Source organism: Kitasatospora sp. NBC_01300 (assembly GCF_041435235.1).
GTDB lineage: Bacteria > Actinomycetota > Actinomycetes > Streptomycetales > Streptomycetaceae > Kitasatospora.
This window is the reverse complement of the sequence record NZ_CP108408.1, coordinates 2,823,938-2,849,405: the sequence shown is the minus strand read 5'-3', so window position 1 is coordinate 2,849,405 and position 25,468 is coordinate 2,823,938. Positions and strand designations below refer to the sequence as shown.

The window sequence follows — 25,468 nt, the reverse complement described above, 5'->3', positions numbered from 1 at the left end:
CAGCCATGAACGCCGTTGCCGAGAACGTCGTCCGAGGCGCGCACACCCACCAGTGGCGCGGCCTGATCGAGGAGTACCGGGACCGCCTGCCGGTCACCGCGGCCACCCCGGTGGTCACCCTGCTGGAGGGCGGCACGCCGCTGGTCCCCGCCCAGGTGCTGTCCGAGCGCACCGGCTGCGAGGTCTACCTCAAGGTCGAGGGCGCCAACCCGACCGGCTCCTTCAAGGACCGCGGGATGACGATGGCCATCTCCAAGGCCAAGGAGGAGGGGGCGCAGGCCGTCATCTGCGCCTCCACCGGCAACACCTCGGCCTCCGCCGCCGCGTACGCGGTGCGGGCCGGGATGGTCTGCGCGGTGCTCGTCCCGCAGGGCAAGATCGCCCTCGGCAAGATGGGCCAGGCGCTGGTGCACGGCGCCAAGATCCTCCAGGTGGACGGGAACTTCGACGACTGCCTCACCCTCGCGCGTGAACTGTCCGAGAAGTACCCGGTGGCGCTGGTCAACTCGGTGAACCCGGTGCGGATCGAGGGCCAGAAGACGGCTGCCTTCGAGATCGTCGACATGCTCGGCGACGCCCCGGACATCCACGTCCTGCCGGTCGGCAACGCGGGCAACATCACCGCGTACTGGAAGGGCTACCGCGAGTACTCCGCCGACGGCCTGGCCACGCGCACCCCGCGGATGTGGGGCTTCCAGGCCTCCGGCTCGGCCCCGATCGTGGACGGCGCGCCGGTGCTCAAGCCGCAGACCATCGCCACCGCGATCCGGATCGGCAACCCGGCCTCCTGGGACTTCGCGCTCGCCGCGCGGGACGAGTCGGGCGGCCTCATCGACAAGGTGACGGACCGTCAGATCCTGTCCGCCTACCGGCTGTTGGCCGCGCAGGAGGGCGTCTTCGTGGAGCCCGCCTCGGCCGCCTCGGTGGCCGGCCTGCTGGCCAAGGCGGAGGCCGGCCTGGTCGACCCGGGCCAGCGCATCGTCTGCACCGTGACCGGCAACGGCCTCAAGGACCCGGACTGGGCGGTGGCCGGCGCGCCGCAGCCGCAGATCGTCCCGATCGACCCGGAGGCGGCGGCGCAGCGCCTGGGCCTGCTCGACTGACCTGCCGTCGGGCCCCGCGGGCGCCCGACGCCTCGACGGGCCGACCCTTTCGGGGGTCGGCCCGTCGATGTTCTCCGGTGACACTTTTGTGTCAATTACGCCGCGCATTCCGATCTGATTCCGGTACGCATTCCGGCCAGAAGCGGCAACACACCAGATCGGAGGACCACGGGGTGTACCACTGGGGAACCTCTCTTCGATACTCTGGGTTCGGCCGTGTGGCACATGCCCCGGGTCCGGCCTTCTCCAGGCCGCGCCAACGACCGTGACCGCCCGCCCCGCCGGGGCCTGTGGTCCATTCCCCGCCTTCGCACCGACGACGCGATCCGCGCCGCCCGATTTCCCCAGGAGAGTCCACCGCATGGCCGGTCCCGCGTTCCGTGCCGCCGCCGTCCGGGTCCGGGTTCCCGCGACCAGTGCCAACCTCGGCCCGGGCTTCGACGCCTTCGGCCTCGCGCTGGGCCTGTACGACGACGTGGTCGTCCGGGTCGCCGACTCCGGGCTCTCCATCGACATCGCCGGCGAGGGCGCCGACACGCTGCCCCGCGACGAGCGCCACCTGCTGGTCCGCTCGATGCGCGCCGCCTTCGACCGCCTCGGCGGCCAGCCGCGCGGCCTCGAAGTGGTCTGTGCCAACCGGATACCGCACGGCCGCGGCCTCGGCTCCTCCTCGGCCGCGATCTGCGCCGGCATCGTGGCCGCCCGCGCGGTCACCATCGGCGGCCCGTCCGCGCTGGACGACGACGCGCTGCTGGCCCTCGCCTCCGAGCTGGAGGGCCACCCCGACAACGTCGCGGCCTGCCTGCGCGGCAACTTCACCATCGCCTGGACGGACGAGGAGTCGGCCAAGGCGGTCAGCCTGGAGCCCTCCGACCGGGTCGTCCCGGTGGTGTTCGTCCCCGCTGACGAGGTGCTCACCGAGACCGCCCGCGGCCTGCTGCCGAAGACCGTCCCGCTGACCGACGCCGCCGTCAACGCCGGCCGCGCCGCGCTGCTGGTCGAGGCGCTGACCAGGCGGCCCGAGCTGCTGCTCGCCGCCACCGAGGACCGCCTGCACCAGGACTACCGCTCCTCCGCCATGCCCGACAGCGCCGCCCTGGTGGGCGCGCTGCGCGCGGAGGGCGTCCCCGCGGTGATCTCCGGGGCCGGCCCGACCGTCCTCGCGCTCACCGACGAGGCGGGCGCCGACAAGGTGCTCTCCTTCGCCGGGCACCACGGCCACGGCGGCGACCCGGCGTTCGCCGCGCACCGCCTGGAGCTCGACCGGACCGGGGCCACCGTGCTCCCGCTGGACGGCTGAACGGCCCGTCCGGGCTGCTCTTCCGGCCCGGCCCGGCCACCTGAGAGCCGGGCCGTCCGGACACGATTGGCAAGCGCAAGGCTGGGGAATGTCTGAGGGGGTCGGTAGTGTTAACCTCATTGCTGCACCAGGTGCCCTCCGGGGCTCGGTGCGCCGCGTCCCGATCCCAGCACTCCACTGCCGTGGAGTCGCGGCGATGCACGGGGCGACGATTCTCCGGGAGCCCACCGCAGCGCGTACGCAGCCTGCCTGCGCGACACGCGGCCGCATCCCGAAGCCGTGACGGCACCTGACTCCCACCCGCGGCCTCCCACCTTGAGGCCAGGACGGGCGGAGCGCGGTCCACCGTCACGCGACGGGGGCCCGGGATTCGCAGGCAAGCGTGGGGGTACGCCCGGTCGGCACACGACCGACCGGCCCGCCGCGCCACTCAGCACCACCGTGCTTCACGCACCGCACCTCGCAGCTCTCCCTCGACCGGCTTCCGCCTTTCGGGGGATCACCGCCTCGGACCGACGCAGTCGAGCGTTGGTCAGGACAGCACAACCGGTCGCCGAGCCAGACAGGCCGACGTCCGCTCCAGGGAAGGACCCTTAGTGAGCGACTCCACCGATCTGATGGGCGCGCGCCAGGACGCAGAGGCGTCGGACGCAGCCGCCGCCCCCGCGGCCCCGGCGCGGCGCCGCCGTACCGCCGCCGCCGGCCTGGACGGCATGGTCCTGGCCGAGCTCCAGAAGCTCGCCGGAGACCTGGGCATCACCGGTACCGGACGCATGCGCAAGAGCCAGCTGATCGAGACCATCAAGGAGAAGAGCGGCGGAGACCCGCTGCTCGCCGCCGGTGGTGCTCCGGCCGCCGCCAAGCGCACCGCCGCCAAGGCGGACGCCGCCGAGGCGCCGGCCGAGAAGCCGGCCCGCCGCACCAAGGCCGCCGCCGCTGCGGCCGCCGCGGCCCCGGCCGCCGCCGAGTCGCAGGCCCAGATCGAGATCCCGGTCCAGGCCGCCGCCGAGACCGCCGCGCCCGCCCGTGCCGAGCGCACCCGCCGCCGCGCCACCTCGGCCGCCGGTGCCCCGACCGCCGACGCCACGGCCGACGCCGCCGTCGCGGTGGCCGAGCCCAAGCAGGCCGAGACCCGCCAGGCCGAGACCCGCGCCTTCGAGGGCCGCGAGGAGGGCCGCACCGAGACCCGTCGCGACCGCCGCGACCGCCGCGACCGCGGCGACCGCCCGGAGCGGGCGGAGCGCCCCGAGCGCGCCGAGCGCCAGGACGGCGGCGAGGGCCAGGACGGCGACTCCCGCGAGTCGCGCCGCGACCGCCGCAACCGCCGCGAGCGCACCGACCGCCAGCCCCAGCAGGGCGGCGGCCAGCAGCAGGCCGGTCAGGGCGACGGCCAGCAGGCCCGCCAGGGCGGCCAGCAGACCCAGCAGCCGCAGGTCCAGCAGGGCGGCTACGACGACGACGAGTTCGGTGACGGCCGCCGCGGCCGCCGTGGCCGCTACCGCGACCGCCGGGGCCGTGGCGCCCGCCGCGAGGGCTTCGAGGCCGGCCCCGCCGAGCCGCAGGTCGGCGAGGACGACGTCCTGATCCCGGTCGCGGGCATCCTCGACATCCTCGACAACTACGCGTTCGTGCGCACCTCCGGCTACCTGCCGGGCCAGAACGACGTCTACGTCTCGCTCGCCCAGGTCCGCAAGAACGGCCTGCGCAAGGGTGACGCCATCACCGGCGCGGTGCGCCAGCCCAAGGACGGCGAGCGCCGCGAGAAGTTCAACGCCATGGTGCGGCTGGACTCCGTCAACGGCATGGACCCGGAGAGCGGCCGCGGCCGCCCCGAGTTCAACAAGCTCACCCCGCTCTACCCGCAGGACCGGCTGCGTCTGGAGACCGACGCGGGCATCCTGACCACCCGGATCATCGACCTGGTGTCGCCGATCGGCAAGGGCCAGCGCGGTCTGATCGTCGCGCCGCCGAAGACCGGCAAGACGATGGTGCTGCAGGCGGTCGCCAACGCGATCACCCACAACAACCCCGAGTGCCACCTGATGGTCGTCCTGGTCGACGAGCGTCCGGAAGAGGTCACCGACATGCAGCGGTCGGTGAAGGGCGAGGTCATCTCCTCGACCTTCGACCGCCCGGCCGAGGACCACACCACCGTCGCCGAGCTGGCCATCGAGCGCGCCAAGCGCCTGGTGGAGCTGGGCCACGACGTGGTCATCCTGCTGGACTCGATCACCCGCCTCGGCCGCGCCTACAACCTGGCGGCGCCGGCCTCCGGCCGCATCCTGTCCGGTGGTGTCGACTCGACCGCGCTGTACCCGCCGAAGAAGTTCTTCGGCGCCGCGCGCAACATCGAGAACGGCGGCTCGCTGACCATCCTGGCCACCGCGCTGGTCGAGACCGGCTCGCGCATGGACGAGGTGATCTTCGAGGAGTTCAAGGGCACCGGCAACATGGAGCTCAAGCTCGACCGGAAGCTCTCGGACAAGCGCATCTTCCCGGCCGTCGACGTGGACGCCTCCAGCACCCGCAAGGAGGAGATCCTGCTCGGCAGCGAGGAGTTGGCCATCGTCTGGAAGCTGCGCCGGGTGCTGCACGCGCTCGACTCGCAGCAGGCGATCGAGCTGCTCCTGGACAAGATGAAGCAGACCAAGAGCAACGCCGAGTTCCTGATGCAGATCGCCAAGACCACCCCCGGCTCCAACGACTGACCGTAGCCGGACGGTTGTCGCCCACCGAACCCCGGACCGCGCGAGCGGTCCGGGGTTCGGTGCGTCCACCCGGCTTTGTTCCAGAGTTGGGACATCATGAGGCTTTTCGATCATCTTGTCCGTTTTACTCTGGACCGTATGGCCGAGCACAAGAGGGTCCTGACCCGCCGCCGCAAGATCCTGCGGGTGGCCGCCTGCGCGTTCGCCGCGCTCGTCGTCCTCGGCGCCGGAGCGGCCGGGTACGCGTACGTCAAACTCAACGGCAACATCAAGAGCGTCGACATCAACGCCCGCCTCGGCGACGCCCGCCCGCCGGCCGCCACCGACGGCTCGTTCAACGTCCTGGTGCTGGGCTCCGACTCGCGCAACGGCGAGAACGGCGACCTGGCCGGCGGCGACACCGGCGACACCGCCCGCTCGGACACCGCGATGGTGCTGCACGTCAACCAGGACCACTCGCACGCCGAGGTCGTCTCGATCCCGCGCGACACCCTGGTCACCCGGCCCGACTGCACCGACGCCGCCGGCAAGGCGGTGGCCGGCGCCAAGCGCGCGATGTACAACAGCGCCTTCGAGGCCGGCGGCGCGGCCTGCGCGGTCAAGACCACCGAGCAGCTCACCGGGCTGCGGATGGACCACTACGTGCAGATCGACTTCGCCGGCTTCGCCCGCGTCGTGGACGCGATAGGCGGGGCCACCGTGAGCACCACGGTGGCCATCCACGACAAGGACAGCGGGCTCGACCTGCCGCCGGGCGAGCACCACCTCGACGGGCAGCAGTCGCTGGCCTTCGTCCGCACCCGGCACGGCGTCGGCGACGGCAGCGACCTCGGCCGGATCGAACTCCAGAAGCAGATGGTGAAGTCGCTGCTCCAGCAGGCCGGCGGGATCGGGATGTTCTCCAACCCGGTCAAGCTCTGGTCGATCGGCGACACCATGACCCGCAGCATCACCACCGACTCCGCGCTGGGTTCGGTGAACGCCCTGGTGGGGCTCGTCCAGGAGCTCAAGGGGATCGGGCCGGACCAGCTCGGCATGGTGACCCTGCCGGTGGTGACCGCCCCCGGCGACCCCAACCGGGTGGTCGAGCAGCAGCCGCAGGCGGACCAGCTCTGGGCGGCCCTCAAGGCCGACCGGCCGGTCCCGCAGGCGATCGTCTCGGCACAGCCCGAGAACCCGGCCCAGGCCGCCCCCACGGCCGCCCCCACGGCCCCGGCGAAGGCTCCCGCCAGGCGCTGAGCGGCGCCCGGAATATCCCGGAACACGACCCGGTTTGGGAAGATGCGGCCGGCCCTGGCAGACTGGTCCGTCGGTCCCGGTTCACGTGCGGCGTTCCCGCCGCCGACCCGGTGCCCTCCCGAACCTAGGAGAACCCCTTGAAGCCCAACGTTCACCCCGAGTACGTGGTCACCCGTGTGACCTGCACCTGCGGCGCCGAGTTCACGACCCGCTCGACCGAGGCCAGTGGCGAGATCCGCGCCGAGGTCTGCTCGCAGTGCCACCCGTTCTACACCGGCAAGCAGAAGATCCTCGACACCGGTGGCCGCGTGGCCCGCTTCGAGGCCCGCTTCGGCAAGCAGCACAGCGCGAAGGCCTAGCGCTCCCACGGCGCCGGTTCCCGGCGCCCCCGTACTCGTTCCGGGGGCGCTGGGGACCGGCGCCGTTCGCATCCCCCAGCACCCCCTCCAGCGGTTCGCACGACCGGCCGGTCCTCACCGGCTTCCAACGGTTCTCACGGGAAGAAGGCCCACGCCATGTTCGAGGCAGTCGAAGAGCTCCTCGTCGAGCACGCCGACCTCGAGAAGAGGCTGGCCGACCCGTCCGTCCACGCCGACCAGGCCAACGCTCGCAAGCTGGCCAAGCGGTACGCCGAGCTGACCCCGATCACCCGGGTCTACCGGCAGTGGCGACAGGCCGGCGAGGACATCGAGGCCGCGCGCGAACTCGCCGCCGAGGAACCGGAGTTCCTCGCCGAGGTGAAGGACGGCGAGCAGCGCCGCGAGGGGCTGACCGAGGAACTCCGGCTGCTGCTGGTGCCGCGCGACCCGAGCGACGACAAGGACGTCATCCTGGAGATCAAGGCGGGTGAGGGCGGCGAGGAGTCCGCGCTGTTCGCCGGCGACCTGCTCCGGATGTACCTGCGCTTCGCCGAGCGGATCGGCTGGAAGACCGAGATCATCGACGCCAACGAGTCCGACCTCGGCGGCTACAAGGACGTCTCGGTGGCCGTGAAGACCAAGGGCAACGCCGAGCCCGGGCAGGGCGTCTGGGCCCGGCTGAAGTACGAGGGCGGCGTGCACCGCGTGCAGCGCGTCCCCGCCACCGAGTCCCAGGGCCGCATCCACACCTCCGCGGCGGGCGTGCTGGTCACCCCCGAGGCGGAGGAGGTCGAGGTCGAGATCGTCGCCAACGACCTGCGGATCGACGTCTACCGCTCGTCCGGCCCCGGCGGCCAGTCGGTCAACACCACCGACTCCGCGGTCCGGATCACCCACCTGCCGACCGGTATCGTGGCGTCCTGCCAGAACGAGAAGAGCCAGCTGCAGAACAAGGAGCAGGCGATGCGCATCCTGCGGTCGCGGCTGTTGGCCGCCGCGCAGGAGGAGGCCGAGCGCGAGGCCTCGGACGCGCGTCGCAGCCAGGTCCGTACGGTGGACCGCTCCGAGCGGATCCGGACGTACAACTACCCGGAGAACCGCATCTCGGACCACCGCACGGGGTTCAAGTCGTACAACCTGGACCAGGTCCTGGACGGCGAACTGAACGCGGTGATCCAGTCCTGCGTCGACGCGGACGCGGCGGCCAAGCTCGCCTCGGCCCAACAGAACTGAGACCGGCGCGCCCCAGCCCGAGCGACGGCGCGAGCCGGAGCGCAGAAACAAGAGGTCGTACGGATGAACCTGCTGCTCGCCGAGGTGGCCCAGGCCACCCAGCGGTTGGCCGCGGCCGGCGTGCCGTCGCCGCGCTTCGACGCGGAGGAACTCGCCGCCTACGTCCACAACGTCAAGCGCAGCCAGCTGCACTCGGTGAAGGACGCCGACTTCGACGCCCGCTACTGGGAGGCCGTCTCCCGCCGCGAGGCGCGCGAGCCGCTCCAGCACATCACCGGGCGGGCGTTCTTCCGCTACCTCGAACTGGAGGTCGGCCCCGGGGTGTTCGTGCCCCGGCCGGAGACCGAGACGGTCGTCGAGTGGGCCATAGACGCCGTCCGCGACATGGACGTGGCCGAGCCGCTGGTCGTCGACCTGTGCTCCGGCTCCGGCGCCATCGCGCTCGCCCTGGCCCAGGAGCTGCCGCGCTCGACCGTGCACGCCTTCGAACTCGACGAGGGCGCGCTGCAGTACACCCGGCGCAACATCGAGGCCAGCCCCGACCGCGCCCGGGTCACCCTGCACGCCGGTGACGCCACCCGGGCCTTCGCCGACGACCGCTCCTGGGACGGCCGCTTCGACCTGGTGATCTCCAACCCGCCGTACATCCCGCTCACCGAGTGGGAGTACGTCGCCCCGGAGGCCCGCGACCACGACCCGCAGATGTCGCTGTTCTCCGGCGAGGACGGCCTGGACACCATCCGCGGCATCGAGCGGGTGGCCGCCCGGCTGCTGCGCCCCGGCGGCGCGGTGGTGATCGAGCACGCCGACCAGCAGGGCGGGCAGGTCCCGTGGATCTTCAACGAGGAACGCGGCTGGACGGACACCGCCGACCACCGCGACCTGAACAACCGACCGCGTTTCACGACAGCCCGCAGGGCGTCGTTGTGAACGATCGAGCGCAGTACGACAGCCCGCAGGGCGTCGTTGTGAACGATCGAGCGCAGTACGACGGCCCGCAGGGCGTCGTTGTGAGCGGTCGAGTGCCGTACGCCCACCCGAGGGGCGTCGTCGTGACCGGCCGGGCCGCGGCAGCGCCGCTCGCCCGGCCGTGCCGTGAAGACCGTGCTGTGAACGCTGTGATGAGCCATTCCGGAAGGGGACCGCACCGATGAGCCGCCGTTACGACTGTGCCGACGCCGGGGACCGCGCCACCGGCCTGCGCGAGGCCGCCTCGGCCATTCGCCGGGGCGAACTCGTCGTGCTTCCCACCGACACCCTGTACGGGGTCGGTGCGGACGCCTTCTCGCCGGAGGCCGTCGGCGACCTGCTGGCCGCCAAGGGCCGCGGCCGCAACATGCCCTCGCCCGTGCTGGTCGGCTCGCCGACCACCCTGCACGGCCTGGTCACCGACTTCTCCGAGCAGGCCTGGGAGCTGGTCGACGCGTTCTGGCCGGGCGGGCTCACCCTCGTCGCCAAGCACCAGCCCTCGCTGCGCTGGGACCTCGGCGAGACCCGCGGCACCGTCGCCGTCCGGATGCCGCTGCACCCGGTCGCCATCGAGCTGCTGAACGCCACCGGCCCGCTCGCCGTCTCCAGCGCCAACAAGACCGGTGGCCCGTCCCCGGCCACCTGCGACGAGGCGCAGGCGCAGCTCGGCGACGCCATCTCGGTCTACCTGGACGGCGGACAGGCGGACCACGCGACCGCCTCGTCCATCGTCGACGTCACGGGCAAGGTCCCGGTCCTGCTGCGGGCGGGCGCGATCAGCGTCGAGCAGCTGAGGGAGGTCGTCCCCGACCTGGAGGCCGGCAGTTGACGCCGATCGCCTCGCTCCACGCCGGGCCCGGCATAGCGCCGTACCTGAGCGTGGGCCCCAGGCCGCTGGACCACTTCCGGATCCTGTTCGTCTGCACCGGCAACATCTGCCGCTCGCCGATCGCCGAGCGGCTCACCCGGCGTGAGCTGGACACCCGGCTCAGCCCCCGGGTGGCCGGCCGGATCCTGGTGGAGAGCGCCGGCACCTGGGGCCACGTGGGCGCGCCGATGGAGGACCACGCCGCGACCGTCCTGGACGAGTACGGCGCCGACAGCGGCGGCTTCACCGGCCGCGAGCTGCTGGACGAGCACGTGGTCGAGGCCGACCTGGTGCTCACCGCGACCCTGGACCACCGCGCCCAGGTCATCTCGATGGGCCACGAGGCGGGACTGCGCACCTTCACCCTGAAGGAGTTCACCCGCCTGGTGCGGACGATAGACCCGGGCACCCTGCCCGACCCGCGCCGCGGCGCCGACGTCACCGAGCGCGCCCGCGCCCTGGTCCGGGCGGCCGCCGCGCTGCGCGGCTGGCTGCTCGCCGCCACCCCGGAGTCCGACGAGCTGGACGACCCGTACGGGGCCCCGATCGGCATGTTCCGCAACTGCGGCGAGGAGATATTCCACGCGGTCGACCCGGTGGTCACCGCGCTCACCGGCGTGCCCGCGCTGCGCTGACCGCCCGCGCCACGAGCGGGCCCGGAGGCCCCCTGACGGCCCCCCGACGGCCCGGGGACGGCCCGCGGCGACCGAGCGCCGAATGGCCCCGCGCCGACGAGCCGCCCGGCCCGGCCGGTCCTACGCTGGAGGAACCCACCCTTCCCGGCCCACGCCGGGAGGCGCCCCCACGCCGCCCCGGAGCCCCGCCATGACCGTCACCGACGCCCCGACCGGCCCGACCGCGACCAGAGGGCGCCCGTGGGCCTCCGAGGCACTGCACCGGGCCGATCCGCAGGTGGCCGACCTGCTGGCGGCCGAGGCCGAGCGGCGGGCCGAGACGGTCCAGCTGCTGGCGGGGGAGAACCTGACCTCCCCGGCCGTCCTGGCGGCGCTGACCGGGCCGCTGATCGACAAGTACGCCGAGGGCTACCCGGGCCGCCGGCACCACACCGGCTGCGCCCTGGCGGACGCCGCCGAGCTGCTGGCGATCGACCGGGCCCGTGAGCTGTTCGCCGCCCCGCACGCCAACGTCCAGCCCCGGTCGGCGACTTCGGCGATGCTGGCGGCGTACGCGGCGCTGCTGCGGCCCGGCGACGGGGTGCTGGCGATGTCGCTGGAGCACGGCGGCCACCTCAGCTGCGGCTCGCGGGCGAACTTCTCCGGCCGCTGGTTCGCCTTCACCGGGTACGGGGTGCGCGAGGCCGACGGCCTGATCGACCTCGACCAGGTGCGCGACCTGGCCCGCGAGCACCGCCCGAAGGCGATCGTGGCGGGCTCGATCTCGCACCCCCGGCACCCGGACTGGGCCGCCTTCCGGGAGATCGCCGACGAGGTGGACGCCTACCTGATCGCCTCGGTCGCCCAGACCGCCGGCCTGGTCGCGGCCGGGGTGGCGCCCTCCCCGGTGCCGTACGCGGACGTCACCGTGGCGGCCACCCACAAGCTGCTGCGCGGCCCGCGCGGGGGCCTGCTGCTGTCCACCGCGGAGCTGGCCGAGCGGATCGACCGGGCGGTGTTCCCGTTCACCCAGGGCGGGGCGGCGATGAACGAGGTGGCCGGCAAGGCGGTGGCGCTGGCCGAGGCGGCGACGCCCGCCTACCGGGCGTACGCGCAGCGGACGGTGGACGGGGCGCGGGTGCTGGCGACAGGGCTCGCGACGGCCGGGATGCGCCCGCTGACCGGCGGTACCGACACCCACCTGGTGACGGCGGACGTGAGCCCGCTGGGCGTCACCGGCGCGGAGGCCGAGCGGCGCTGCGCCGCGGCCGGACTGCTGCTGGGCAAGTGCGCGCTGCCCTACGACCCGGCGCCGGCCGCCGAGGCCTCCGGGATCAGGCTGGGCACCGGCACGGTGACCAGCCAGGGGATGGGCGGGGCGGAACTCGCCGAGCTCGCCGGGCTGATCGCCCAGGTGCTCGCCGGGGGCACGGGCGCGCGGGTGGCGAACCGGGTCCGGGAGCTGGCCCTGTCCTTCGCCGACCGGCGGTGACGAGAGCGTCATCGACGGATATTCGGATCTCCTACCCGGGAGAGCGAACCGCGATGCATGCCTTGAGCGTCCGACTCAATAAGGTGTGGGGCGTGGCGACGCACCTCGAACCCCGGGAACGCAGGGGAGTACCTTCGGTACCTCCCCGTTGGACAGTGACGCAGGAGGCCGGTGGTGCGTGAGTATCTGCTGGTGCTGTTCTGCACCGCCGCCGTCACCTACCTGTTGACCGGCCCGGTACGGAAGTTCGCCATCGCGGCGGGCGCCATGCCGCCGGTCCGCGCCCGGGACGTGCACCGCGAGCCGACGCCGCGGCTCGGCGGGATCGCGATGTTCGGCGGGCTGTGCGCGGGCATCCTGGTCGCCTCCCAGCTGGACAACCTGAGCAAGGTGTTCTCCCAGGGCACCGACATCCGCGCGCTGCTGTCCGGCGCCGGGATCATGTGGCTGCTCGGGGTGCTCGACGACAAGTGGGGCGTGGACGCGCTGGTGAAGCTCGGCGGCCAGATGATCGCCGCCGGTGTGATGGTCTGGCAGGGCGTCACGGTGATCACCCTCCCGGTGCCCGGTGTCGGCGCGGTCGCGGTGAGCCCCACCCAGGGCATGGTCATCTCCGTCACCCTGGTCGTCGTCATGGTCAACGCGGTGAACTTCATCGACGGCCTGGACGGCCTGGCGGGCGGCATGGTCTGCATCGCCGCGATGGCGTTCTTCCTGTACAGCTACCGGCTCTGGTACGGCTACACGATCACCGACGCGGCGCCCGCGGTGCTGTTCAGCGTGCTGCTGATCGGCATGTGCCTGGGCTTCCTGGCGCACAACATGCACCCCGCGCGGATCTTCATGGGCGACTCCGGCTCGATGATGCTGGGCCTGATGCTGGCGGTGGCCGCGATCTCCATCACCGGCCGCGTCGACCCGGACCTGATCAGCAGCGAGACCGGTTCGCAGACCGCGACCGTGCACGCCCTGGTGCCGATCTACATCCCGCTGCTGCTGCCGCTGACGGTCATCGCGCTGCCGCTGGCGGACCTGCTGCTCGCGGTGGTGCGCCGCACCTGGGCCGGCCAGTCGCCGTTCGCCGCGGACAAGCGCCACCTGCACCACCGGCTGCTCCAGGTCGGGCACTCGCACAGCCGTGCGGTGCTGATCATGTACTTCTGGGCCGCGCTGATCGCCTTCGGCACGGTGGCCTTCTCGGTCACCAACACCGGCCGCACGGTGGTGCTGACGCTCGCCGGGCTCTGCCTGGTCGGCCTGGTGGTGCTGCTGACGCCGCAGTTCCGGCCGCGCGCGCCGAGGGCGGTGCAGTCCTTCGTCCCGCCGCGCTACCGGCGCCGTCCGTCCGCCCCCATGGCTGAACTGTCGGCAAAGGACAAGCAACTTCTTGGTGAAGCCGACCGGGGAGCCTCCGCGCTCGACGACCACGGCCGGGCCAGCGGCCGTCGCTAGCAAGGCAGTTGATGTTGCGTCAAATGGCCTCACCCGTTCGGCTGCACCGTTGCGCCGTCGGTGTGACAGGTGCCACACATTCATGGTAAAGCTCTCATCAAATAGTTTGTGATACCGTTCACGAGTACCGAGAACACGCCGAAAGACCTGACAGGTGGAGGACTTCCGTCCCTGGTCGGTCTCCCTCGACGGGCCCGCCGCTCCAGCGGGCGGCCCGGGCGGCGGCCTCTCGGTCCGGTGTCACCCACCACCTTCTGTGCCCCGTCCCCCGTCACATCGACATGCCGCCGGAGCTGCCGACATGCCGTCCACCGACGCCCGGATCCTCCGAGGCGCCGCGATTCCCACTGCGGCCGCCGGGATCATCGCCATGGCGATCTCGTTCGCCGTCGCCGGTGGGAAGGGGCTGCTCGGCGCCCTCTTCGGCGCACTCCTGGTGATGGCCTTCTTCAGCTTCGGCCAGGTCGCGCTCGACCGGCTGACCAGGTCGAACCCGCACATCATGATGGCCGCGGCGCTGCTCGTGTACACCACGCAGATCCTGCTGGTCGGCATCGTGCTGGCGGTCTTCAAGAACACCGAGCTCTTCAACCGGCAGGCCTTCGCCTTCACCCTGCTCGGCTGCGCGCTGATCTGGACGGGGTTCCAGGTGCGCGGTGCGCTGAAGGCCAAGACCTTCTACGTCGACCCCGACGCCTCCGAAAACAAGGGCGACAAGCCCTCCGACTCGGGGCGTCAACAGTGACGAGCCCTGGCTGTCCCCCCAACGAGGGGGGCGGTGTTTATGCCGCACTGACGGACTGCTATCGTCCGTCGCAACAACGGAGTACGGGAAGCGGCCAGGTCTGTCCGAACAGCGGACGGATCGCCCCCCGGATCCGCGCAGTCTTCGATGATCCCGCTGTGGTGCGGCGCACCGGCGCGCGGGATCCGCGAGAAACCCATCAAGTTCCAGTGCCGCTCCGTGGCCGCAAACCACGCCGACACACCGAGGTTGCCGTAACCATGCGTCACGACGAAGGAGTCCGTGGTGAGTGCTGATCAGCTCACGTTCCTCGCCTCAGGCAGTTGCCACTTCGGGGACGCTGGCTGCGGCTTCCCGGCCCCGGGTCTGAACGAGTTCCAGTTCAAGCCGATCTTCTCGATCGGCAGCATCGAGTTCAACAAGCCGATGCTGCTGTCGGTCATCGTTGCTCTGCTGGTCGTCGTCTTCTTCTGGGCCGCCTTCGCCAAGCCGCGCCTGGTCCCCGGCAAGCTGCAGCTCGTCGGCGAGATCGGCTACGACTTCGTCAAGCGCTCCATCGTGCTGGAGACGATCGGCAAGAAGGGCGAGAAGTACGTCCCGATGCTCGTCTCGATGTTCTTCTTCATCTGGCTGATGAACATCATGTCGATCATCCCCTTCGCGCAGTTCCCCGTCTCGGCGGCGATCGCGTTCCCGGCCGGCCTCGCGGCGGTCGTGTGGATCACCTACATGACGCTGACCTTCAAGAAGCACGGCTTCGTCGGCGGTCTGAAGAACCTCTGCTGGCCCTCGGGCATCCCCGGCTGGGTCATGTTCATCCTGGTGCCGATCGAGTTCTTCTCGAACATCTTCGTGCGCCCCTTCACGCTCGCGGTCCGAGCCTTCGCGAACATGTTCGCCGGCCACCTGCTGATCGTGATGTTCTCCATCGCCTCCTGGTACCTGCTCAGCCCGACCCTGGGCGCGCTCTACGGCTCGGCCTCGTTCATCGTCGCCGTCGCGCTGACCGCCTTCGAGCTGCTGGTCCAGTTCCTGCAGGCCTACATCTTCGTGATGCTGGCCAGCAGCTACATCGCCGGTGCCCTCGAAGAGGCGCACTGAGCCAGGGGGCTTCGGCCCTCCTTGAACCAACCTCTCCGGATTGCCCGGTGGCCAATCACCACCGGTTCACCACCCCTGCAAAGGACAACGTCAATGAGCATCCTCGCTGAGGGCAACGTCTACGGTTCCGTCGCCTCCATCGGCTACGGCCTCGCCGCGATCGGCCCCGGCATCGGCGTCGGTCTGATCTTCGGCAACGGTGTCCAGGCCATGGCCCGTCAGCCCGAGGCTGCCGGCCTGATCCGCTCCAACATGTTCATCGGCTTCGCGCTGACCGAGGCGCTCGCCCTCATCGGCATCGTCATGCCGTTCGTCTTCGGCAACAAGTAATCCTGCCGCAGACCCATTCGAGGAAGGTCCAGATATGAGCATCGCGGTTACGCTCGCGGCCGAGGAGAAGATGAACCCTCTCCTCCCCGCGTGGCCCGAGATCATCATCGGCCTGCTCTGCTTCTTCATCGTCTTCGGTCTCCTCGGCAAGAAGCTCCTCCCCAGCATCGAGAAGGTGCTGTCGGAGCGTCGGGACGCCATCGAGGGCGGCATGGAGCGCGCCGAGGCCGCTCAGGCGGAGGCCCAGGCCCTGCTTGAGCAGTACCGCGCCGAGCTCGCCGAGGCGCGTCACGAGGCTGCCCGCATCGTCGAGCAGGCTCGCGAGCAGGGCGCTGCCCAGCTCACCGAGATGCGCGAGGAGGGCCAGCGTCAGCGCGAGGCCATCGTCGCCGCCGGCCACGCGCAGATCGAGGCCGACAAGAAGCAGGCGACTGCCGTCCTGCGCCAGGACGTGGGTTCGCTGGCCTCCCAGCTGGCTTCCCGCATCGTGGGCGAGTCCCTCGAGGACAGCGCTCGGCAGAGCGGCGTGATCGACCGCTTCCTGGACGAGCTGGAGGCCAAGGCCGCCGTTGCTCAGGGCGCGGCCAAGTGATCGGCGCCAGCCGCGAGGCCCTCGCCGCCGGCCGGCAGAACCTGGAGAGCCTGACCGACTCCACCTCGGTGGACGCGGCCAAGCTCGCCGAGGAGCTCACCGCCGTCACGGCCGTGCTGGACCGTGAGGTGTCGCTGCGCCGTGTCCTGACCGACCCGTCCCGGTCGGGTCAGGACAAGGCCCAGCTGGTCTCCTCGCTGCTGACCGGTCAGGTCTCCGGCGAGACCGTCGACCTCGTCTCCGGTCTGGTCCGCTCCCGCTGGTCGGGCTCGCGCGACCTGGTGGACGGGACCGAGGAGCTGGCCGCGTACGCCGAGGTCATCGCGGCGGACAGGGCAGGCGCCCTGGACGACGTCGAGGACGAGCTGTTCCGGTTCAGCCGGGTGGTGAGCGGCTCGCACGAGCTGCGCGCCGCGCTGACCGAGCCGAAGGCCGGCATCGCCCCGAAGGCCGCGCTGATCAAGAAGCTGCTCGGCGGCCGCGCCCACGCGGGCACCGTCCGGCTGGTCACGGCCATCGTCAACGCGCCGCGTGGCCGTAGCCTGGAGCAGGGCCTGGAGTCCTACTCGAAGCTCGCCGCCGCGCGCCGCGGCCGCGTGGTGGCCCTGGTCACCACCGCGGTGCCGCTGTCGGACACCCAGAAGGAGCGCCTGTCCGGTGCTCTGGGCCGGATGTACGGCCGCCAGGTCCACCTGAACATCGACGTCGACCCCGAGGTCGTCGGCGGTGTCCGGGTGCAGGTCGGCGACGAGATCATCGACGGCACCGTGTCGAGCCGCCTCGAAGGCGCTCGCCAGTCGCTCGAAGGCTGAGCACACCGAAGCAGCAGCACATCCGACCCTCGGTCGGGAAACCGGCTCCCCAAGGAGCCGGCACATCGGACGGCCGGTTCGGTAGACCCGGCCGAGAGTCGAATACTTGCGGCCCTCAATGGCGGGCCGAGGATCGCAAACTAGGAGAGCAGGGAAGCCTGATGGCGGAGCTTACGATCCGTCCGGAGGAGATCCGGGACGCGCTGGCCGACTTTGTCCAGTCGTACCAGCCGGACGCCGCTTCTGTGGAAGAGGTCGGCACGGTCACTGACGCGGCGGACGGCATCGCGCATGTCGAGGGCCTGCCCTCGGTCATGGCGAACGAGCTGCTGAGGTTCGAGGACGGCACGCTCGGCCTCGCGCTGAACCTCGACACCCGCGAGATCGGTGTCGTCATCCTCGGTGAGTTCGGTGGCATCGAAGAGGGCCAGACCGTGCGCCGCACCGGCGAGGTCCTCTCGGTTCCGGTCGGCGACGGCTACCTCGGCCGCGTCGTGGACCCGCTGGGCAACCCGATCGACGGTCTGGGCGACATCGCCTCCAGCGGCCGCCGCGCCCTGGAGCTGCAGGCCCCCGGCGTCATGGCCCGCAAGTCGGTCAAGCAGCCGCTGCAGACCGGCATCAAGGCCATCGACTCGATGACCCCGATCGGCCGTGGCCAGCGTCAGCTGATCATCGGTGACCGCCAGACCGGCAAGACCGCGGTGGCCGTCGACACGATCATCAACCAGCGCGACAACTGGCGCTCGGGCGACCCGGAGAAGCAGGTCCGCTGCATCTACGTCGCCGTGGGCCAGAAGGGCTCCACCATCGCGTCCGTCCGCGGCGCCCTGGAGGAGGCCGGCGCGCTGGAGTACACCACCATCGTGGCTGCTCCCGCCTCCGACCCGGCCGGCTTCAAGTACCTCGCCCCGTACACCGGTTCGGCCATCGGCCAGGAGTGGATGTACGACGGCAAGCACGTCCTGATCATCTTCGACGACCTGTCGAAGCAGGCCGAGGCCTACCGCTCCGTGTCGCTGCTGCTGCGCCGTCCGCCGGGCCGCGAGGCCTACCCGGGTGACGTCTTCTACCTGCACTCCCGCCTGCTGGAGCGTTGCGCCAAGCTGAACGACGCCCTGGGCGGCGGCTCGATGACCGGTCTGCCGATCATCGAGACCAAGGCCAACGACGTCTCGGCGTACATCCCGACCAACGTCATCTCCATCACCGACGGCCAGTGCTTCCTGGAGTCCGACCTGTTCAACGCCGGCATCCGCCCGGCCGTGAACGTCGGTATCTCGGTCTCCCGCGTCGGTGGCTCCGCCCAGATCAAGGCCATGCGCTCGGTCGCCGGCCGTCTGCGTCTGGACCTCGCCCAGTACCGTGAGCTGGAGGCCTTCGCCGGCTTCGGTTCCGACCTGGACGCGGCCTCCAAGGCCCAGCTGGCGCGCGGTGCGCGCATGGTCGAGCTGCTGAAGCAGGGTCAGTACCAGCCGTTCCCGGTCGAGGAGCAGGTCGTCTCCATCTGGGCCGGCACCACCGGCAAGCTGGACGACGTCCCGGTCGCCGAGATCCGCCGCTTCGAGCGCGAGTTCCTGGACCACGTGCGCCTCCAGCACAAGGACCTGCTCGCGGGCATCGTCGAGACCGGTCTGCTCGCCGAGGGCACCGTCGACGCGCTGACCACGGCCATCGACGCCTTCAAGCAGGGGTACCAGACCGCCGACGGCAAGCTGCTCTCCGAGCAGGCCTGAGTCCGGTAGCGAGGGAAAGGACGTAACGACCCATGGGAGCACAGCTTCGGGTCTACAAGCGCCGGATCCGCTCTGTCACCGCGACGAAGAAGATCACCAAGGCGATGGAGATGATCTCCGCGGCGCGCATCGGCAAGGCGCAGCGCGCGGTGGCCGCCTCCGCTCCGTACGCCGATGAGCTCACCCGGGCGGTGACGGCGGTGGCCACCCGGTCCAACGCCAAGCACCCGCTCACCACCGAGAACCCGAACGCCACGCGTGCCGCCGTCCTGCTGATCACGGCGGACCGCGGCCTGGCGGGCGGTTACTCGTCCAACGCCATCAAGGCGGCGCTGGCGCTCACCGAGCGCCTGCGCGGCGAGGGCAAGGACGTGGTGACCTACATCGTCGGTCGGAAGGGTCTGTCGTACTACACCTTCCGTGACCTGGCGGTCGGGAACTCGTGGACGGGCTTCTCGGACAAGCCGACCTACGGTGACGCGAAGACGGTCGCGGGCGAGCTGATCGAGGCCTTCACGGCCGAGACCGGCGGCGTGGACGAACTCCACGTGGTCTCGACAGAGTTCGTGTCCATGCTGACGCAGGACGCGGTGGACGCCCGACTGCTGCCGCTGAAGCTGGACGAGGTCCAGCTCAGCGACCAGACGTCGGCCAAGGCCGAGATCTTCCCGCTGTACGACTTCGAGCCGTCGGCGGAGGGCGTCCTCGACGCACTGCTGCCGCGGTACGTCGAGAGCCGGATCTACAACGCGCTGCTGCAGTCGGCCGCCTCCGAGCACGCCGCCCGCCGCCGCGCGATGAAGAGCGCGACGGACAACGCCGGCGAGCTCATCAAGTCGCTCACGCGGCTTGCCAACTCGGCCCGTCAGGCCGAGATCACCCAGGAAATCAGCGAGATCGTCGGCGGTGCCAACGCCCTCGCCGACGCTAGCCGCGGGAGCGAATGAGAATGACCACCACTGTTGAGCCGACCACGGCGACGGGCCGCGTCGCGCGGGTCATCGGCCCGGTCGTCGACGTGGAGTTCCCCGTCGACGCCATTCCGAACATGTTCAACGCCCTGCACGTCGAGGTGGAGAACCCCGACGGCTCGGGCAAGAAGACCCTGACCCTCGAGGTCGCCCAGCACCTGGGCGACGGCATGGTCCGCGGCATCTCGATGCAGCCGACCGACGGTCTGGTCCGTGGCACCCAGGTCACCGACACCGGTGCCGCCATCTCGGTGCCCGTCGGCCAGATCACCAAGGGCAAGGTCTTCAACGCCCTCGGCGACGTGCTGAACGTGGACCAGAAGGAGTTCGACCAGCAGGTCGAGGTCCGCTGGCCGATCCACCGCAAGGCGCCGGAGTTCAAGGACCTCGAGTCCAAGACCGAGATGTTCGAGACCGGCATCAAGGTCATCGACCTCCTCACCCCGTACGTCCAGGGTGGCAAGATCGGTCTGTTCGGTGGTGCCGGTGTCGGCAAGACCGTTCTGATCCAGGAGATGATCTACCGCGTCGCCGAGAACTTCGGTGGTGTGTCGGTGTTCGCCGGCGTCGGCGAGCGCACCCGTGAGGGCAACGACCTCATCGACGAGATGGTCGACTCGGGCGTTCTGGACAAGACCGCGCTGGTCTTCGGCCAGATGGACGAGCCGCCGGGCACCCGTCTGCGCGTCGCGCTCTCCGCGCTGACCATGGCGGAGTACTTCCGTGACGTCGAGAAGCAGGACGTGCTCCTCTTCATCGACAACATCTTCCGGTTCACCCAGGCCGGTTCCGAGGTGTCGACCCTGCTCGGCCGCATGCCCTCCGCGGTGGGCTACCAGCCGAACCTGGCCGACGAGATGGGCCTCCTCCAGGAGCGCATCACCTCGACCCGCGGTCACTCGATCACCTCGATGCAGGCGATCTACGTCCCCGCGGACGACCTGACCGACCCGGCCCCGGCCACCACCTTCGCCCACCTGGACGCGACGACCGTTCTGTCGCGCCCGATCTCGGAGAAGGGCATCTACCCGGCCGTCGACCCGCTGGACTCCACGTCCCGCATCCTCGACCCGCGGTACATCGCGCAGACCCACTACGACACGGCCCTCCGTATCAAGGGGATCCTGCAGAAGTACAAGGACCTCCAGGACATCATCGCCATCCTCGGTATGGACGAGCTGTCGGAGGAGGACAAGATCACGGTCCACCGGGCCCGTCGCATCGAGCGCTTCCTCTCGCAGAACACCTACGTGGCGAAGCAGTTCACCGGTGTCGAGGGTTCGACCGTGCCGCTGTCGGAGACCATCGAGGCCTTCAACTCGATCGCCGACGGCAAGTACGACTCCGTCCCGGAGCAGGCCTTCTTCATGTGCGGTGGCATCGAGGACCTCGAGAAGAACGCCGCCGAGCTGGCGAAGAAGTAATCGCGGCCGGTAGCAGCTGAGTGACCGTGAGGGGTGGCCCCGAGCCCGGGACCACCCCTCGCGTCGCATCGGCTGTGATTCCGGTCAAATCCGTGCCGCCGGTTTCATGCCGGGGGCGCGCGGCCGTTATTCTTACCGAAACTCCCGAGTAATCGGGGGTTGCATGAGCCTAGGAGCCCACGTTGGCTGAGCTGCACGTCGAGCTGGTCGCAGCCGACCGCAAGGTGTGGTCCGGTGCGGCCACCATCGTCGTCGCCCGTACGGCCTCCGGCGACACCGGCATCATGCCGGGTCACACCCCGGTGCTGAGTGTGCTGGAGACCGGTCCGGTCACCATCCGCACGACGGACGGCGGCACCGTGATCGCCGCGGTGCACGGCGGCTTCATCTCCTTCGCCGACAACAAGCTGTCTCTGCTCGCGGAGATCGCCGAGCTGGCGGACGAGATCGACGTCGCCCGCGCCGAGCGCGCGCTGGAGCAGGCCAAGTCGGGCCTGGACGAGCACGCCGAGCGGCGCGCCGAGGTCCGCCTGTTCGCGGCGCGCGGCCTCAAGGCCCACGTCTGAGTGCGCCAAGACCCTGGTTCAGCGGGGTCGACCGACGGTCCCGGGGACGCGTGAGCGTGACCCCGGGACTGTCGTCGTAGTTGGTAGGTCAACGCGGTCGCTTGATACGACCGATACGGGGAACGCGGGTAGCGAGGAGGTAGGTGAGCATGGTCCTCGCGCTTGTGGTGTGTGCGGCGGTCGTGGCGCTGGGTGTGATCGGCCTGGTGGCGTTCGCGGTACGACGCCGCCTGATCCAGCGGGTCGGCGGCACGTTCGACTGCAGTTACCGACTCAAAATGCCCGCCGACGCCTCGACGCAGCCCGACCTCGACGAGAACGGCAAACCCACCTCGGCCCCGGTCCCCCAGACCGACGGCAAGGGGTGGGTTTTTGGTATCGGCCGCTACAGCGGTGACTCGATCGAGTGGTTCCGGGTCTTCTCCTACGCCCCGCGCCCGCGCAGGGTGCTGCCGCGCCGGGAGATCGAGGTGCTCGGCCGGCGCTACCCGGAGGGCCAGGAGGAGCTCGCCCTGCTCTCCGGCTCGGTGGTGCTGCGCTGCCTGCACAACGGGGAGCCGCTGGAGCTGGCGATGAGCGAGGACGCGCTCACCGGCTTCCTCGCCTGGCTGGAGGCCGCCCCGCCCGGGCAGAGGGTCAACGTCGCGTAGCGACGGGACCCTCGGGGGGCAACGTCGGGCAGGGCTGGTCCCGCTCGGGGTTAACGCCGCCTAACCCGTCCGGCTACGCTGGCCGCATGGTGAATCTGACGCGTATCTACACCCGTACCGGCGACGACGGCACCACCGCGCTGGGCGACATGAGCCGGACCACCAAGACCGACCCCCGCCTGGTCGCGTACGCCGACACCAACGAGGCGAACGCGGCGATCGGCGTGGCCGTCGCCGCCGGATCGCTGCCCGAGGACATCGTCACGGTGCTCGTCCGGATCCAGAACGACCTGTTCGACGTCGGCGCGGACCTGTCCACGCCGGTGGTCGAGGACCCGAAGTACCCGCCGCTGCGGGTGCTGCCGTCGTACGTCGACCGGCTGGAGGGGGACTGTGACCACTACCTGGAGCAGTTGGAGAAGCTGCGCAGCTTCATCCTGCCCGGCGGTACGCCCGGCGCGGCCTACCTGCACCTGGCCTGCACGGTGGTGCGGCGGGCCGAGCGGGCCACCTGGGCGGCGATCGCGGAGTACGGGGACAGCGTCAACCCGCTGACCGCGAAGTACCTGAACCGGCTCTCCGACCTGCTGTTCATCCTGGCCCGGGCGGCCAACAAGGAGCGCGGCGACGTGCTCTGGGTGCCGGGCGAGAACCGCTAGCCCCGTACTTCGCGGGTCGCCGTTTCAGGTCATTGGCCAGCGGGTTTGAGTGACTTCGATGCCGAGGAGGTCGAGGAGGTGGAGCTGGACTCCTCGGCTGATCTGGACGGTGGGTGGATCGGTGACATTGCCGATCCGCAGGGTGAGTTCGCTCAGGTGGTAGAGGATCATGCGGCCTGTGGGCCGCACCCGGCGGTTGTCCGGGTAGAGGCCGACCATCGTCTGCTCGGGGCCCAGGGCTTGTCTGACCTGGCGCTCGATCAGGCTGAAGACCAGCAGGGCCAGGCAGATGACCTGGATCAAGGCGGCGACGCGGTGGTTGTGCTGCACGAACAGCGGGGTGACCGCCAGGGGGCCCTTGAAGTCCGCGTAACGGCGCTCGACCGATCCCTGGCCCTTGTACTGGATCAGGACCTGCCCAGGGTCGGCCTGCTCGGGGGCCAGCGCCGTCAGCAGCGCGTACCAGCCGTCGGCTGCCGCCTCGTCGTCCAAGACCTGCTGGTCGAAGTGCCAGGCCAGGGTGGGCCTGCCGTTGTCGTCCTCGCCGATCTCGGTACGCAGGCAGGAGGCGACCCGCCGGGTCTTGGCGATCACGCCGATACGGGCCGCGATCTTCTCGACGGTGTTGTAGTACTTGCCGCCGGCTCCGCGCTGGACCTTGTCCAGGTCCTCGGCCGCGCGGGTGAGACGTTTGTTGCGGGCGGCCTGCTGGCCCGCAGCGTTGCCGGTGGAGTGGACCAGGATTCGGCGAACGCTCAGGACCGGGTCGCGCTTGCGCGGACCGTTCAGGGTGTGGACGTCCTCCAGCACCCGGTAGACCTCGCGCCGGGCGGGGTCCTTGCCCGCGTCGCGGTCGGGCACCCAGTCCACGACAGTGGCGGCCTCCAGGTCCAAGGCGGCATAGAAACCGTCCTTGACCTGGGCCGCCGGGACAGGGGCGATGAACGCCGTCCCGGCTGCCAGCAGTGCGGCGACGTTCGGGTAGGAGACCAGTTTGGAATCGGCAACCAGCAGGAAGTCCTGTTCGCCGGCCAGCTTCCGCAGATCCTTCATCGCCCCGACCACCTGGGACACCTCAGCCGCGCCCCCGCCGAAGACCCGGGCGTGGACCGGGATACCGCCGTCACCGGTAACCGCGAGCCCGGCCTGGACCTGCTTCAGGTCCACCCGGCGGTCCTTGGGATGACCGTGCTTGATCACCGGGAACGCGTCGTCCTGGTCTTCCAGCGGGTAGGCCCCGTGGACGGACATGGACGTCATGTCCCAGTGCAACCGCGACACGTCGATGCCGAACTCGGTGATCGCCCGCGCGCCGACGGTGCCCGCGAGTTGCTCCAGCTTCGGGGCGATCGCGTCCAGTGCCCGCGCGAGGCGGTCGTCGTTGAGCAGGCCCGCCTCGATGCCCAGGACCTCCTCCACTGCCCAGGTCCGGGCCCAGTCGCCAACCCGGAACAGCGGTATCGGCGAGGTCAGCCGGTTCGCGACCAGCGCCTCGATGACCTGCCCGTGCGTCAGGTGAGCGCTCGGCGCGGACGGGCACAACCCGTCGACGATCCCGGCCACGTCCAGCCGGCGCAGAAACTCGGCAGCGACAGGCAGAGCGCCCAGACGCTTCTCCACCACAGACGTCACCACGCACTCAAGGCGCTGACGCTGGGACCGAGGCCGCGGGGACCGGGAAGTCATCGACACACCCGGCTAACGCCCACAGCCTCGCCCCGGATACGACCGAACCCCCTACTCCAACCGATTCAACGACCCGCGAAGTACGGGGCTAGCGGGCCCTCGGAACCGCAGGCAGGCTCCTCGGAGCCGCTTCTCAGAGCCGCTTCTCAGAGCCGTTTCTCCGGGACGCCGGCGACGGGCTGTTCGGCGATCGGGTCGTCCGCGTCCTGCTCGCCGGCCGGCGGCCGCTTCGGCCAGAGCGTGTAGCTGACGGCGACGACCACGTTGACCACGGCGGCGATGCCCAGCTTGAGGTACCACTGGAGGAAGGTGTCGAAGTGCGCGGAGCCTCCCGACAGCGGCACCAGCAGGGTGATCAGGCTCAGCGTGATCGCGGCCGAGACCACCGTGCGGCGGCAGATCTGCCACTCGTACCGGGACCGCGCCAGGCCGTACTTGGGTGAGGGCGGCGGCTTGGGGCCGCCGGCGAAGCGGTACATGAAGTGCCGGTCGGCCCAGCGGACCAGCGAGGGCCCGTACCCGATCGAGAAGCCCGCGTAGCTCGCCGCGAGGGCGTGCGTCCAGCTCGCGGCGGCGCCGCCGCGCAGGTCGAGCACGGTGAGCACGTACAGGGTGAGGTCCACCACCGGCAGGCCGACCAGCAGGGCGGTGCTGGTGCGGCGCCACCGCAGCAGGTAGCGAGCGGTGAGGCCGAGGCCGAGCAGGATCCAGAAGGAGATCTCGGCCGCGACGATGAGGGTGACGATCACGTTGTGCTCCCGGGCGGTCGGCGGTGCCTCCAGCCTGGCGCGCGGGCGTGGCCGCGTCGTCGTCGCCGGGTGCCGTCCCGGCCTGCACCTTTCGATGTAGGGCGGCTCCT

The 25,468-nt window shown here is 70.8% G+C and carries 24 protein-coding genes; 22 read left to right on the top strand and 2 right to left on the bottom strand.

Going from position 1 to position 25,468, the window contains the following annotated elements:
• Nucleotides 1–5: 5 nt before the first annotated feature.
• From thrC to OG556_RS12445, 22 genes are all read left to right on the top strand, one after another.
• Complete coding sequence (gene thrC / locus OG556_RS12550; protein WP_063347816.1) at nucleotides 6–1,103, top strand: threonine synthase; 1,098 nt, start codon at nucleotides 6–8, stop codon at nucleotides 1,101–1,103.
• Between the two features lie 361 nt (nucleotides 1,104–1,464).
• Entirely contained in the window at nucleotides 1,465–2,403 is a 939-nt protein-coding gene (gene thrB, locus OG556_RS12545; protein ID WP_371517128.1) for a homoserine kinase, read from the top strand.
• A gap of 596 nt (nucleotides 2,404–2,999) precedes the next feature.
• Nucleotides 3,000–5,111, top strand: coding sequence for a transcription termination factor Rho (gene rho, locus OG556_RS12540; protein ID WP_371517127.1), 2,112 nt, complete (start codon nucleotides 3,000–3,002; stop codon nucleotides 5,109–5,111).
• A 138-nt stretch (nucleotides 5,112–5,249) separates the two neighbouring features.
• Nucleotides 5,250–6,350 (top strand): LCP family protein, encoded by a 1,101-nt coding sequence (locus OG556_RS12535; RefSeq protein WP_371517126.1) that lies wholly within the window; start codon nucleotides 5,250–5,252, stop codon nucleotides 6,348–6,350.
• A 137-nt stretch (nucleotides 6,351–6,487) separates the two neighbouring features.
• Nucleotides 6,488–6,709, top strand: coding sequence for a 50S ribosomal protein L31 (rpmE, locus tag OG556_RS12530; protein WP_350879609.1), 222 nt, complete (start codon nucleotides 6,488–6,490; stop codon nucleotides 6,707–6,709).
• Nucleotides 6,710–6,865: 156 nt separating this feature from the next.
• Nucleotides 6,866–7,942, top strand: coding sequence for a peptide chain release factor 1 (gene prfA / locus OG556_RS12525; protein WP_350879608.1), 1,077 nt, complete (start codon nucleotides 6,866–6,868; stop codon nucleotides 7,940–7,942).
• A gap of 63 nt (nucleotides 7,943–8,005) precedes the next feature.
• Entirely contained in the window at nucleotides 8,006–8,872 is an 867-nt protein-coding gene (prmC, locus tag OG556_RS12520) for a peptide chain release factor N(5)-glutamine methyltransferase (RefSeq protein WP_063347810.1), read from the top strand.
• Nucleotides 8,873–9,092: 220 nt separating this feature from the next.
• A complete protein-coding gene (locus OG556_RS12515) occupies nucleotides 9,093–9,740 on the top strand; it encodes an L-threonylcarbamoyladenylate synthase (protein ID WP_063347809.1) in 648 nt (215 codons plus the stop codon).
• Nucleotides 9,741–9,772: 32 nt separating this feature from the next.
• Complete coding sequence (locus OG556_RS12510; protein ID WP_363372045.1) at nucleotides 9,773–10,414, top strand: protein-tyrosine-phosphatase; 642 nt, start codon at nucleotides 9,773–9,775, stop codon at nucleotides 10,412–10,414.
• A 190-nt stretch (nucleotides 10,415–10,604) separates the two neighbouring features.
• The gene (gene glyA / locus OG556_RS12505; RefSeq protein ID WP_371517125.1) at nucleotides 10,605–11,885 is read left to right on the top strand and encodes a serine hydroxymethyltransferase; all 1,281 of its coding nucleotides are present in this window, start codon (nucleotides 10,605–10,607) and stop codon (nucleotides 11,883–11,885) included.
• A 174-nt stretch (nucleotides 11,886–12,059) separates the two neighbouring features.
• Nucleotides 12,060–13,337 carry an MraY family glycosyltransferase gene (locus OG556_RS12500; RefSeq protein ID WP_371517124.1) on the top strand — a complete coding sequence of 426 codons (1,278 nt, stop codon included), beginning with the start codon at nucleotides 12,060–12,062 and terminating at the stop codon, nucleotides 13,335–13,337.
• A gap of 301 nt (nucleotides 13,338–13,638) precedes the next feature.
• A complete protein-coding gene (locus tag OG556_RS12495; protein ID WP_371517123.1) occupies nucleotides 13,639–14,082 on the top strand; it encodes a hypothetical protein in 444 nt (147 codons plus the stop codon).
• 285 nt (nucleotides 14,083–14,367) lie between these two features.
• On the top strand, nucleotides 14,368–15,183 hold the full coding sequence (gene atpB, locus OG556_RS12490; RefSeq protein ID WP_350879603.1) for a F0F1 ATP synthase subunit A: 816 nt from the start codon (nucleotides 14,368–14,370) through the stop codon (nucleotides 15,181–15,183).
• A gap of 93 nt (nucleotides 15,184–15,276) precedes the next feature.
• Entirely contained in the window at nucleotides 15,277–15,513 is a 237-nt protein-coding gene (gene atpE, locus OG556_RS12485; protein ID WP_350879602.1) for an ATP synthase F0 subunit C, read from the top strand.
• A 34-nt stretch (nucleotides 15,514–15,547) separates the two neighbouring features.
• Nucleotides 15,548–16,105 (top strand): F0F1 ATP synthase subunit B, encoded by a 558-nt coding sequence (locus OG556_RS12480; RefSeq protein WP_363581990.1) that lies wholly within the window; start codon nucleotides 15,548–15,550, stop codon nucleotides 16,103–16,105.
• Nucleotides 16,102–16,917, top strand: a complete 816-nt coding sequence (locus tag OG556_RS12475) for a F0F1 ATP synthase subunit delta (protein ID WP_371517122.1) — start codon at nucleotides 16,102–16,104, stop codon at nucleotides 16,915–16,917. The genes OG556_RS12480 and OG556_RS12475 overlap by 4 nt, the downstream gene beginning before the upstream one ends.
• A gap of 161 nt (nucleotides 16,918–17,078) precedes the next feature.
• Entirely contained in the window at nucleotides 17,079–18,653 is a 1,575-nt protein-coding gene (gene atpA / locus OG556_RS12470) for a F0F1 ATP synthase subunit alpha (RefSeq protein WP_371517121.1), read from the top strand.
• A gap of 32 nt (nucleotides 18,654–18,685) precedes the next feature.
• The gene (locus OG556_RS12465) at nucleotides 18,686–19,600 is read left to right on the top strand and encodes a F0F1 ATP synthase subunit gamma (RefSeq protein ID WP_063347801.1); all 915 of its coding nucleotides are present in this window, start codon (nucleotides 18,686–18,688) and stop codon (nucleotides 19,598–19,600) included.
• Between the two features lie 2 nt (nucleotides 19,601–19,602).
• Entirely contained in the window at nucleotides 19,603–21,048 is a 1,446-nt protein-coding gene (atpD, locus tag OG556_RS12460) for a F0F1 ATP synthase subunit beta (protein ID WP_063347800.1), read from the top strand.
• 182 nt (nucleotides 21,049–21,230) lie between these two features.
• Nucleotides 21,231–21,614, top strand: a complete 384-nt coding sequence (locus OG556_RS12455; protein ID WP_063347799.1) for a F0F1 ATP synthase subunit epsilon — start codon at nucleotides 21,231–21,233, stop codon at nucleotides 21,612–21,614.
• Between the two features lie 149 nt (nucleotides 21,615–21,763).
• Nucleotides 21,764–22,264, top strand: coding sequence for a DUF2550 domain-containing protein (locus tag OG556_RS12450; RefSeq protein ID WP_063347798.1), 501 nt, complete (start codon nucleotides 21,764–21,766; stop codon nucleotides 22,262–22,264).
• A gap of 86 nt (nucleotides 22,265–22,350) precedes the next feature.
• Nucleotides 22,351–22,923 (top strand): cob(I)yrinic acid a,c-diamide adenosyltransferase, encoded by a 573-nt coding sequence (locus tag OG556_RS12445; protein ID WP_363582002.1) that lies wholly within the window; start codon nucleotides 22,351–22,353, stop codon nucleotides 22,921–22,923.
• Between the two features lie 24 nt (nucleotides 22,924–22,947).
• Here OG556_RS12445 and OG556_RS12440 read toward each other — a convergent pair whose 3' ends face one another.
• Nucleotides 22,948–24,546: an IS1634 family transposase gene (locus OG556_RS12440; protein WP_331742799.1), complete on the bottom strand. Its 1,599-nt coding sequence runs from the start codon at nucleotides 24,544–24,546 to the stop codon at nucleotides 22,948–22,950.
• 209 nt (nucleotides 24,547–24,755) lie between these two features.
• Nucleotides 24,756–25,358, bottom strand: a complete 603-nt coding sequence (locus OG556_RS12435; RefSeq protein WP_371517120.1) for a hypothetical protein — start codon at nucleotides 25,356–25,358, stop codon at nucleotides 24,756–24,758.
• Between the last annotated feature and the right edge of the window lie 110 nt (nucleotides 25,359–25,468).

Coding starts and splice junctions, on each gene's coding strand:
- thrC (WP_063347816.1), top strand. CDS start 6: ATGAACGCCGTTGCCGAGAACGTCGTCCGAGGCGCGCACACCCACCAG.
- thrB (WP_371517128.1), top strand. CDS start 1,465: ATGGCCGGTCCCGCGTTCCGTGCCGCCGCCGTCCGGGTCCGGGTTCCC.
- OG556_RS12535 (WP_371517126.1), top strand. CDS start 5,250: ATGGCCGAGCACAAGAGGGTCCTGACCCGCCGCCGCAAGATCCTGCGG.
- prfA (WP_350879608.1), top strand. CDS start 6,866: ATGTTCGAGGCAGTCGAAGAGCTCCTCGTCGAGCACGCCGACCTCGAG.
- prmC (WP_063347810.1), top strand. CDS start 8,006: ATGAACCTGCTGCTCGCCGAGGTGGCCCAGGCCACCCAGCGGTTGGCC.
- OG556_RS12515 (WP_063347809.1), top strand. CDS start 9,093: ATGAGCCGCCGTTACGACTGTGCCGACGCCGGGGACCGCGCCACCGGC.
- glyA (WP_371517125.1), top strand. CDS start 10,605: ATGACCGTCACCGACGCCCCGACCGGCCCGACCGCGACCAGAGGGCGC.
- OG556_RS12495 (WP_371517123.1), top strand. CDS start 13,639: ATGCCGTCCACCGACGCCCGGATCCTCCGAGGCGCCGCGATTCCCACT.
- atpE (WP_350879602.1), top strand. CDS start 15,277: ATGAGCATCCTCGCTGAGGGCAACGTCTACGGTTCCGTCGCCTCCATC.
- OG556_RS12480 (WP_363581990.1), top strand. CDS start 15,548: ATGAGCATCGCGGTTACGCTCGCGGCCGAGGAGAAGATGAACCCTCTC.
- atpA (WP_371517121.1), top strand. CDS start 17,079: ATGGCGGAGCTTACGATCCGTCCGGAGGAGATCCGGGACGCGCTGGCC.
- OG556_RS12465 (WP_063347801.1), top strand. CDS start 18,686: ATGGGAGCACAGCTTCGGGTCTACAAGCGCCGGATCCGCTCTGTCACC.
- atpD (WP_063347800.1), top strand. CDS start 19,603: ATGACCACCACTGTTGAGCCGACCACGGCGACGGGCCGCGTCGCGCGG.
- OG556_RS12450 (WP_063347798.1), top strand. CDS start 21,764: ATGGTCCTCGCGCTTGTGGTGTGTGCGGCGGTCGTGGCGCTGGGTGTG.
- OG556_RS12445 (WP_363582002.1), top strand. CDS start 22,351: ATGGTGAATCTGACGCGTATCTACACCCGTACCGGCGACGACGGCACC.